The organism is Pseudomonas oryzihabitans NBRC 102199 (assembly GCF_000730625.1).
In the GTDB taxonomy this organism is placed as follows: domain Bacteria; phylum Pseudomonadota; class Gammaproteobacteria; order Pseudomonadales; family Pseudomonadaceae; genus Chryseomonas; species Chryseomonas oryzihabitans.
The window spans coordinates 87,708-96,723 of the sequence record NZ_BBIT01000021.1; the positions used below are offsets into that span (position 1 = coordinate 87,708).

Here is a 9,016-nt window from a genome sequence, read left to right on the forward strand (position 1 = left end):
CTGCGGACGGCTAACCTTCTGAGGAGAAAGCATGGCGGTCTATAGCTACGACGTGGTGGTACTGGGTTCGGGACCGGCAGGCGAGGGCGCGGCGATGAACGCCGCCAAGAATGGCCGTCGCGTGGCGGTGGTGGACAATCGCCAGGTGGTCGGCGGCAACTGCACCCACCTGGGCACCATTCCCTCCAAGGCGCTGCGCCATTCGGTCAAGCAGATCATCCAGTTCAACACCAACGAGATGTTCCGCTCCATCGGCGAGCCGCGCTGGTTCTCCTTTCCCGATGTGCTGCGCAGCGCCGAGCGGGTGATCGCCCGCCAGGTGTCGTCCCGCACCAGCTACTACGCGCGCAATCGCGTCGACCTGTTCTTCGGTACCGCCAGCTTCGCCGACGAGAACACCATCGAGATCGTCAACCTGCGTGGCGATCTGGAGCGCCTGGTGGCCAAGCAGGTCGTCATCGCTACCGGCTCGCGACCCTATCGCCCGGTGGACGTAGACTTCAGCCATCCGCGCATCTACGACAGCGACACCATCCTGTCGCTGACCCATACCCCGCGCCGGCTGATCATCTATGGTGCCGGGGTGATCGGCAGCGAATACGCCTCCATCTTCAGTGGTCTCGGCGTGCTGGTGGACCTGATCGACAACCGCGACCAGCTGCTCAGCTTCCTCGACGACGAGATCTCGGACGCCCTGAGCTATCACCTGCAGAACAACAATGTGCTCATTCGTCACAATGAGGAATACGAGCGCATCGAAGGCCAGGAAAACGGCGTCGTCCTGCACCTGAAGTCCGGCAAGAAGCTGCGCGCCGATGCCCTGCTGTGGTGTAACGGCCGGACCGGCAACACCGACCAGCTGGGCCTGCAGAACGTGGGCATCTCGGTCAACAGCCGGGGCCAGGTCACCGTCGACGAGAACTACCGGACCTCGGTCGCCAACATCTATGCGGCGGGCGACGTCATCGGCTGGCCAAGCCTGGCCAGTGCCGCCTACGACCAGGGGCGTTCGGCCTCGGACAATATCCTGCACGACAACAACGGGCGGGTGGTCAACGACATCCCCACCGGCATCTACACCATTCCCGAGATCAGTTCGCTGGGCAAGACCGAGCGCGAGCTGACCCAGGAGCGAGTGCCCTATGAGGTCGGCAAGGCCTTCTTCAAGAGCATGGCGCGGGCGCAGATCTCCGGCGAACCGGTGGGCATGCTGAAGATCCTCTTCCACCGCGAGACCCTGCAGGTGTTGGGCGTGCACTGCTTCGGCGACCAGGCCTCGGAGATCCTGCACATCGGCCAGGCGATCATGAACCAGGAAGGCGAGGCGAACAGCATCCGCTATTTCGTCAACACCACCTTCAATTACCCGACCATGGCCGAGGCCTACCGGGTAGCGGCTTTCGATGGCTTGAATCGGTTGTTTTGAGTCGGCCCAGGTTGAGCGGACGGAGGCGAATGTCCGCTCGGCTAGCCCCCCTCTCCCCTCGGGAGAGGGCTGGGGTGAGGGTGCTCCCCGTAGCAGTCTCCAGTGGAAAAGGCTGCGGCGTTTTCCACGCTACGGAGTCGGCTCGCATCACGGCCATGGCGGTCCACCGCTGCGGCCGCTCCTACGGGTGTTTGCCTAGAGGTAGGAGCGCTGTCTTTATCGCGGCCATGGGCCGCTCCTACGGTTACATCGAGCCTGTAGGAGCGGCCCATGGCCGCGATCAGTGAAGCATCAGAGTCCCGCAGAGGCGGCCGCAGCGACGGACCCCATGGCCGCGACTGCTCGGGCAGGCAGGAGCCTACCCCAGCGTCCGTCGCGCCAGACTCGGAAAATCGGTGATCAGGCTGTCCGCGCCGAAGTCGGCCAGGCGGCGCATCAGGCTGGCGTCGTTCACCGTCCAGACCGAGACGTGCAGGCCCTGGCGCTGAGCCTTGAGCAGCCGTTCCGGGGTGCACAGCGTCCAGTTCAGCGCCAGCAGGTGGCAGTCGTAGTGAGCGGCCACCTTGAGCGGATCCAGCCAGGCGTATTCCGCCACCAGTCCACGCGCCAGCTGTGGGGTGTCGCGCTGCAGGGCGCGCAGGACCTCGCGCGAGGAGCTGGTGACGGTCACCTTGTTCTGCAGGCCGAATTCCTCGACCAGCTGGGCGATGGCCCTCACGGTCTGCGCCGCCCGCACTCGCGAGGCGCTCTTCACCTCCAGCTGCCAGTGTTCGAAGGAACACTTCTCGAACAGCTCGCGCAGGGTCGGGATGGGGCAGGGGCGCGGCCACACCGGCCCCCCCTGGCGGGCATCCAGGGCGACCAGATCGGCGACCGCCTTTTCGCTGACCTTGCCGCCACGCCCGGTGGTGCGTTTCAGGGTCGGGTCGTGGATCACCACCAGCTCGCCGTCCCGGGAGAGGTGCAGGTCCAGCTCGCAGCGCGTGACGCCCAGTTCCAGGCACAGCTCGAAACCGGCCAGGGTGTTTTCCGGGGCTTCGCCGCGGGCGCCGCGGTGTCCGTAAATAAGGGTCATGAGGGCTCCTAGGCGCTAGGGTGAGGGGACCGGACGCCGCGGTTCGCGAACCGCATCCAGCACCCGGTCGTTTTCGAAATAGACGCTGAAATCTCTGTAGTCCCAGCGGCGGATGGCTGGCCGACCGACCGGCGGGTGCTCCTGATCGGGCAGGCCGAAGCGCTCCAAGACCTGGCTGCGACTGTCGCCACGCAGAGGCAGCGGGGTACTGCCATCGCCCTGCTGGCCCAGCGGGATCTGCAGGGTCTCGGCCCAGCCGGGCAGGGCGGCGCCGAGCAGCAGGAGCGCCAGCCAGGGGCGTTTCACGCCTCGTCTCCACGGTCGGCGCGGCGCACCCGGGCCTGCTGACGCAAGACGTGGCGCGCCAGCAGCTGGCGCTGGGCGTCTTCCAGGTCGATGAAACTGGTGCCGATCTCGTACCCGCCCTTGACGGCCTGGCAACCGGTCACCTCGGCCAGCACCTGCAGGCCCAGGCCCTGGGGCGGCAGTGCCATGCGCAGGTCTAGGCGGGTGCCCAGGGCATAGGGCTCGGCATCGACGAAGGCCAGGCCGCCTTCGGACAGCACCACGTCGCGGGTGGCGCCGCTGTCGTGCAGGAGATTCCAGGTAAAGGCCTGGCCGAGCAGGTCCAGGCGCTTGTGCACCAGGCGCAGGCAGGCGGTGACGGCGCGGTCGCGCTCGTCCAGATTGCGCAGCAGATGACGGGATTCGAATTCCAGCTGATGCAGTTCGCTCAGGAGTGCGAACAGCGGCGCGGTCTCGCCGGGGACCCCGTCGGCAGGGCTGATTTGCAGTGCGATACGGTCGGTGATGCGATAGTATTCCCGCCGTTCACGCGCGTCTGGGGTGGTCATGTCGGGCCGCTCCGTGGGTGATGGCCCCGAGTGTAGCCGGCGAGCCGGCACGGTGTCGCCGTCCAACCCGCAGGGCGCCTACGTCTTTCCGCCGTGCAAGCGAGCCTATGTTCAGACCCCTGCCGATCTACCTTGGCCTGCGTTACGTCCGCGCCAAGCGCCGCAACCATTTCGTCTCCTTCATCTCGCTCACCTCCATGATCGGCCTGGCACTCGGCGTGGTCGTGATGATCGTGGTGCTGTCGGTCATGAACGGCTTCGACCGCGAGATGCGCGATCGCGTCCTCGGCATGATTCCCCATGCGACGGTGGAGTCCTACCAGCCGGTCAACGACTGGCGCAGCGTGCGCGAATTGGCGCTGCAGAACAGCCAGGTGGCCGCGGTGGCGCCCTTCACCCAGTTGCAGGGCATGCTGGCCCACGACAAGGCGGTGCAGACGGTATTGCTCAACGCCATCGATCCGGCCGAGGAGCCCAAGGTCTCGATCATCCCCAGCTTCATGCGCGAGGGCCGGCTCGACGACCTCAAGCCGGGCGAATTCGGCATCATCATCGGCTCCCTGGCCGCCGAGAAACTGGGCGTCAAGGTCGGCGACAAGCTCACCTATATCGCCCCGGAAGTGGCCGTGACCCCGGCCGGCATGTTTCCGCGCATGAAGAGATTCACTGTGGTGGGCATCTTCAGCGTTGGCGCCGGTGAGCTGGACGGCTCGGTGGGCCTGATCGACATCGAGGACGCCGCACGGCTGCAGCGCTGGCCGGCGAACGCGGTACAGGGCGTGCGCCTCAAGCTGCACGACCTGTTCCAGGCGCCGGACGTGTCCTGGAACATCGCTCGCCAGCTGCCGGGCAACGACTGGTACGCCCGCGACTGGACCCGCACCCACGGCAATCTCTACCAGGCCATCGGCATGGAAAAGACCATGATCGGCCTGCTCCTGCTGCTGATCGTCGCCGTGGCCGCCTTCAATATCGTCTCCACCTTGGTGATGGTGGTGACCGACAAGAAATCCGACATCGCCATCCTGCGCACCCTGGGCGCCACGCCCCGGCAGATCATGGCGGTGTTCATGGTCCAGGGGACCTTCATCGGCGTCATCGGCACCGCCATCGGCTGCCTGCTGGGCGTGCTCGCCGCGCTCAACGTCAGCGCCGCCCTGGCCTGGGTGCAGCGGGTCACCGGGCACCAGTTCCTCAACGCCGAGGTGTACTTCATCGACTACCTGCCGGCGCAGCTGCAGCTGCACGACGTCCTGCTGGTCTGCGGCGCGTCCTTTGCCCTGAGCTTCCTGGCCACGCTCTATCCCTCCTGGAGCGCCGCCCGTACCCAACCCGCCGAGGCCCTGCGTTATGAATGATCGAGCCGTTTTGCGTTGCCAGGACCTGGGCAAGCGCTACGAGGAAGGCCCCCAGACCGTCGAGGTGCTGAGCAACGTCCAGCTGACCCTGCAACCGGGCGAGCGGGTGTCCATCGTCGGCAGTTCCGGGTCGGGCAAGACCACCCTGCTGAACCTGCTCGGCGGCCTGGATACCCCCAGCAGCGGCAGTGTCTGGCTCGACGGCGAGGAGCTGTCGGCGCTCAACGAGAAGGCCCGCGGCCTCCTGCGCAATCGCGCCATGGGCTTCGTCTACCAGTTCCACCACCTGCTGCCCGAATTCAGCGCCCTGGAAAACGTCTGCATGCCTCTGTTGATCGGCAAGGCCTCCATCGGCGAGGCCCGCGAGCGCGCCGCCAAGCTGCTGGAGCGGGTCGGTCTCGGCCATCGCCTGGGCCACAAGCCGGCCGAGCTGTCCGGTGGCGAGCGCCAGCGCGTGGCCATCGCCCGGGCGCTGGTCAACCAGCCCAAGCTGGTGCTGCTCGACGAACCCACCGGCAACCTCGACCAGCACACCGCGCACGGCATCCAGGATCTGATGCTGGAGCTGTCCACCTCGCTGCGCACCGCCTTCCTGGTGGTGACCCACGACCAGGTGCTGGCCGGCCAGATGGACCGGATGCTGCGCCTGGACGAAGGCCATCTGGTCGACGCCACGCCGGCCCGGCAGGTCTGAGGTCGCCATGTTCAGACCGCTTTCGCTGTTCATCGGCCTGAGATACACCCGCGCCAAGCGGCGCAAGTCGTTCATCTCCTTCTTCTCGCTGGTCTCCATGTTCGGCCTGGCGCTGGGCGTGCTGGCCATGATCCTGGTGCTGTCGGTGATGAACGGCTTCCAGGAGGAAATGCGTGGCCGCATCCTCGGCATGGTGCCCCATGCCTTCATCAGCGCGGCCCAGCCGCTGGACGACTGGCGCCCGCTGGCGGCCAAGGCCGAGCAGCAGCCCCATGTGCTGGCGGCGGTGCCCTATACCCAGTTGCAGGGCATGCTCTCGGTACGGGGGCGCATGCAGCCGCTGCTGGTGGACGGCATCGATCCCGCCCAGGAAAAACGCGTGTCCATCGTCGGCGAGCGCATGACCCAGGGCAGTCTCGACGCCCTCAAGCCTGGCGAATTCGGCATCGTGCTGGGCGAGATCGCCGCGCGGCGCTTCCAGCTGGAGCTGGGCAGCCAGGTCACGGTGATCATCCCCGAGGTCGGCGCCACCGGCAGCATCACCCCGCGGCTGCGGCGCTTCACCGTGGTCGGCACCTTCAAGGTCGGCGCCGAACTGGATGCCTCCCTGGCGCTGATCAACGTCGCCGATGCCGCGCCGCTCAAGGGCTGGCAGCCGGGCCAGGTGGAAAGCATCCGCCTGGCGCTGGACGATCTGTTCCAGGCGCCGCGCATTTCCCGTGACGTGGCCAAGGCCCTCGGCGACGGCTACCAGGCGCGCGACTGGACGATCTCCCAGGGCAGCCTGTTCCAGGCCATGCAGATGGAAAAGACCATGATCGGCCTGCTGCTCTTGCTGATCGTCGCCGTGGCCGCCTTCAACATCATCGCCACCCTGATCATGGTGGTGGCCGACAAGAAGGCCGACATCGCCATCCTGCGCACCCTGGGCGCCACGCCCGGGCAGATCATGGCGGTGTTCATGGTGCAGGGCACGGTGATCGGCCTGGTCGGTACCCTGATCGGCGGCGTGCTGGGCGTCATCGCGGCGCTCAACGTCAGCAGCTGGATCGCCGCCCTGGAGCGCCTGGTCGGCCACAAGCTGTTTGGCGGCGACATGTACTTCATCAGCAACCTGCCGTCGCGGCTGGAGCTGGAAGACGTGGTGCTCATCGCCGTGGCCGCCCTGAGCATGAGTTTCCTGGCAACCCTCTATCCCGCCTGGCGCGCCTCGCGCACCTCACCGGCCGAAGCCCTGCGCTACGACTGATCTCCTGCCGGGCCAGGGGGCGCCATGCCCCTGGTCCTGTGGCGTCCAAACTGCTCTAATCCGCGCTTCTGAAGCCCTTTCGGCTCTCCATGGATGGAGTCCTGATGCGCGCCGCTCTGCTGTCCTTCGCCCTGGGCGTGCTGCTCCTGCGCGCCTTCGCCACGCTGCCGTCGCTACCGCTGCTGGCGGCCCTCGCGGCCGTGGCCCTGGTGCTGCCGTTCACCCGCTTCCTGGCGCTCGGTGCCCTCGGGCTGGGTCTGGCCTGGGCGCTGCTCAATGGCCACTGGGCGCTGGACGATCGCCTGGATCCAGCGCTGGAACAGCGGGTGCTGTGGATCGACGGCCAGATCAGCGGGCTGCCCACGGTGGACGCCGATTCGGTGAGTTTCGTGCTCGCCGGGGCGACCAGCCGCCGCGCGCTTGAGCTGCCGGCGCGGATCCGCCTGAGCTGGCACGGCGGGCCGCGCCCGCTGGCCGGCGAACGCTGGCGCCTGGCCGCGGAGTTGCGCGGCCCGGCGGGCCTGGTCAACCCCCTCGGCCAGGACCGCGAAGCCTGGCTGCTGGCCCAGGGCATAGGCGCCACCGGCAGCGTCAAGGATGGCCAGCGCCTGGCCGCCGCCAGTGGCCTGGCGACCTGGCGCGACGGCATCCGGCAATACCTGCAGAGGCGCGATCCGGCCGGGCAGGGCGGCCTGCTCGCCGCCCTGGTGGTGGGTGACGGCTCGGGCATCACCGATGCCCAGTGGCAGCTGTTCCAGGACACCGGCACCGTGCACCTGATGGTCATCTCCGGGCAGCACATCGGCCTGATCGCCCTGGGCGTCTATGCCGGAGTGGTCCTCCTGGCGCGGCGTGGCTGCTGGCCGCGCCGGCTGCCCTGGCGCCTGTCCGCGGCGGCGCTGACCATCGCCACCGCGCTGGGCTACGGACTGCTGGCCGGCTTCGAGGTGCCGGTGCAGCGGGCCTGCGTCATGGTCACCCTGGGCCTGGTCTGGCAACTCGGGCGCCAGCAGGTGCGGCTGGCGGATGCCGTGCTGCTGGCCTTGGTGCTGGTGCTGGCCGCCAATCCGCTGGTCAGTCTGCTGCCCGGCTTCTGGCTGTCCTTTGGCGCCGTGCTGTTGCTGCTGTGGAGCTTTGCTGGCCGCCTGGGCCGCCTGCCCTGGTGGCTCACCCTCGGACGCGCTCAGTGGTGCATGGCCGTGGGCCTGGCGCCGCTGCTGCTGGCGCTGGGCCTGCCGCTGAGTCTGAGCGGTCCGCTGGCCAATGCCCTGGCCGTACCGCTGATGGACCTGACCATCGTGCCCCTGGCCCTGGTGGGGACGCTGCTGTCCCTGCTCTGGTCGCCGCTGGGAACTCCGGCCTTGCTGCTGGCGGGTGGCCTGCTGCAGGGACTGCTCTGGCTGCTGGGCGGCTTGGCGCACCTGGGGGCGGCCTGGCAACCGGTAATGGCACCCACCTGGGCGCTATGGCTGGCGGGGCTGGGCGCGCTGCTGGCCCTGCTGCCCGCGGGGGTGCCGCTGCGATTATTCGGCGCGCTGCTGATGCTGCCGGGGCTGTTTCCCCCGCCACCGCTACCCGCGGAGGGCCTGGCACGGATCACCGTGCTGGACGTGGGGCAGGGCCTGGCAGTGCTGGTGCGCACCCGTGACCATGCACTGCTCTATGATGCCGGTCCGCGCCAGGGCAGCTACGACAGCGGCGCCCGGGTCGTCCTGCCCAACCTGAAGGCCTTCGGCATCGGCGCCCTGGACGTCATGCTGCTCAGTCATGCCGATGCCGACCACGCCGGTGGTGCGCCGGCCGTGGCCAGGGGACTGCCGCCAGGACAGGTGCTCAGTGGCGAGGCGGGACGCCTCACGCCGGAACTGCACGCCCGGGACTGCACGGATGGGGCCGAGTGGCGCTGGAACGAGGTCGCCTTCACCACCTGGTGGCGCCCCGCGGCGGATTCCAACGCTTCCTCCTGCGTGCTCAGCGTCGTGGCGAGGGGCGAGCGCCTGTTGCTGACCGGCGACATCGACGCCCGCCGTGAAGCCGAACTGCTGGCCAGCGGTGTGCCCGTGGCAGCGGAATGGCTGATCGCTCCGCACCACGGCAGTCGCAGCGGCTCCAGCGCCGCCTTCATCGACGCCGTCCAGCCACGTGGCGTGCTCATCTCTCGGGGGCTGAACAATCGCTATGACCATCCCCATCCCCAGGTACTGGCGCGCTATCGCGAGCGCGGCGTGCTGCCCTACGACACCGCCGAGCGGGGCGCCCTGAGCTGGACCCTGGGTCGCTGGGAGGCACCACGCGGGCAGCGCCAGGTGCGGCATTGGTGGCGGATAGGCCCACCGACACCCTGATAGCCTATTCAAAGG

At 68.1% G+C, this 9,016-nt stretch carries 8 protein-coding genes; 5 read left to right on the forward strand and 3 right to left on the reverse strand.

Going from position 1 to position 9,016, the window contains the following annotated elements; translation table 11 throughout:
• The first annotated feature begins 31 nt into the window (after positions 1-31).
• Positions 32-1,426 (forward strand): Si-specific NAD(P)(+) transhydrogenase, encoded by a 1,395-nt coding sequence (gene sthA / locus POR01S_RS20950; protein WP_027598363.1) that lies wholly within the window; start codon positions 32-34, stop codon positions 1,424-1,426.
• Between the two features lie 358 nt (positions 1,427-1,784).
• Here sthA and POR01S_RS20955 read toward each other — a convergent pair whose 3' ends face one another.
• The 3 genes from POR01S_RS20955 to POR01S_RS20965 are packed head-to-tail and all read right to left on the reverse strand — an operon-like array spanning position 1,785 to position 3,355.
• Entirely contained in the window at positions 1,785-2,501 is a 717-nt protein-coding gene (locus POR01S_RS20955; protein ID WP_042138151.1) for a glycerophosphodiester phosphodiesterase, read from the reverse strand.
• 15 nt (positions 2,502-2,516) lie between these two features.
• On the reverse strand, positions 2,517-2,807 hold the full coding sequence (locus POR01S_RS20960; protein WP_042138153.1) for a phosphodiesterase: 291 nt from the start codon (positions 2,805-2,807) through the stop codon (positions 2,517-2,519).
• Complete coding sequence (locus tag POR01S_RS20965; RefSeq protein ID WP_027598360.1) at positions 2,804-3,355, reverse strand: PilZ domain-containing protein; 552 nt, start codon at positions 3,353-3,355, stop codon at positions 2,804-2,806. Before POR01S_RS20965 ends, POR01S_RS20960 begins: the two co-directional genes overlap by 4 nt.
• A 107-nt stretch (positions 3,356-3,462) precedes the next feature.
• On the opposite strand from POR01S_RS20965, the gene POR01S_RS20970 reads away from it, so the two are divergent.
• The 4 genes from POR01S_RS20970 (at position 3,463) to POR01S_RS20985 (ending at position 9,001) form a co-directional block, all read left to right on the forward strand.
• Entirely contained in the window at positions 3,463-4,713 is a 1,251-nt protein-coding gene (locus POR01S_RS20970) for a lipoprotein-releasing ABC transporter permease subunit (RefSeq protein ID WP_027598359.1), read from the forward strand.
• A complete protein-coding gene (gene lolD / locus POR01S_RS20975; protein WP_026083696.1) occupies positions 4,706-5,407 on the forward strand; it encodes a lipoprotein-releasing ABC transporter ATP-binding protein LolD in 702 nt (233 codons plus the stop codon). The genes POR01S_RS20970 and lolD overlap by 8 nt, the downstream gene beginning before the upstream one ends.
• A 7-nt stretch (positions 5,408-5,414) precedes the next feature.
• The gene (locus tag POR01S_RS20980) at positions 5,415-6,656 is read left to right on the forward strand and encodes a lipoprotein-releasing ABC transporter permease subunit (protein WP_027598358.1); all 1,242 of its coding nucleotides are present in this window, start codon (positions 5,415-5,417) and stop codon (positions 6,654-6,656) included.
• Between the two features lie 104 nt (positions 6,657-6,760).
• On the forward strand, positions 6,761-9,001 hold the full coding sequence (locus POR01S_RS20985; RefSeq protein WP_042138155.1) for a DNA internalization-related competence protein ComEC/Rec2: 2,241 nt from the start codon (positions 6,761-6,763) through the stop codon (positions 8,999-9,001).
• Positions 9,002-9,016: the final 15 nt, after the last annotated feature.

What these genes read in the sequence shown, in the direction of transcription:
- sthA (WP_027598363.1), top strand. Translation starts at nt 32, where the DNA reads ATGGCGGTCTATAGCTACGACGTGGTGGTACTGGGTTCGGGACCGGCA.
- POR01S_RS20955 (WP_042138151.1), bottom strand. Translation starts at nt 2,501, where the DNA reads ATGACCCTTATTTACGGACACCGCGGCGCCCGCGGCGAAGCCCCGGAA.
- POR01S_RS20965 (WP_027598360.1), bottom strand. Translation starts at nt 3,355, where the DNA reads ATGACCACCCCAGACGCGCGTGAACGGCGGGAATACTATCGCATCACC.
- POR01S_RS20970 (WP_027598359.1), top strand. Translation starts at nt 3,463, where the DNA reads ATGTTCAGACCCCTGCCGATCTACCTTGGCCTGCGTTACGTCCGCGCC.
- lolD (WP_026083696.1), top strand. Translation starts at nt 4,706, where the DNA reads ATGAATGATCGAGCCGTTTTGCGTTGCCAGGACCTGGGCAAGCGCTAC.
- POR01S_RS20980 (WP_027598358.1), top strand. Translation starts at nt 5,415, where the DNA reads ATGTTCAGACCGCTTTCGCTGTTCATCGGCCTGAGATACACCCGCGCC.
- POR01S_RS20985 (WP_042138155.1), top strand. Translation starts at nt 6,761, where the DNA reads ATGCGCGCCGCTCTGCTGTCCTTCGCCCTGGGCGTGCTGCTCCTGCGC.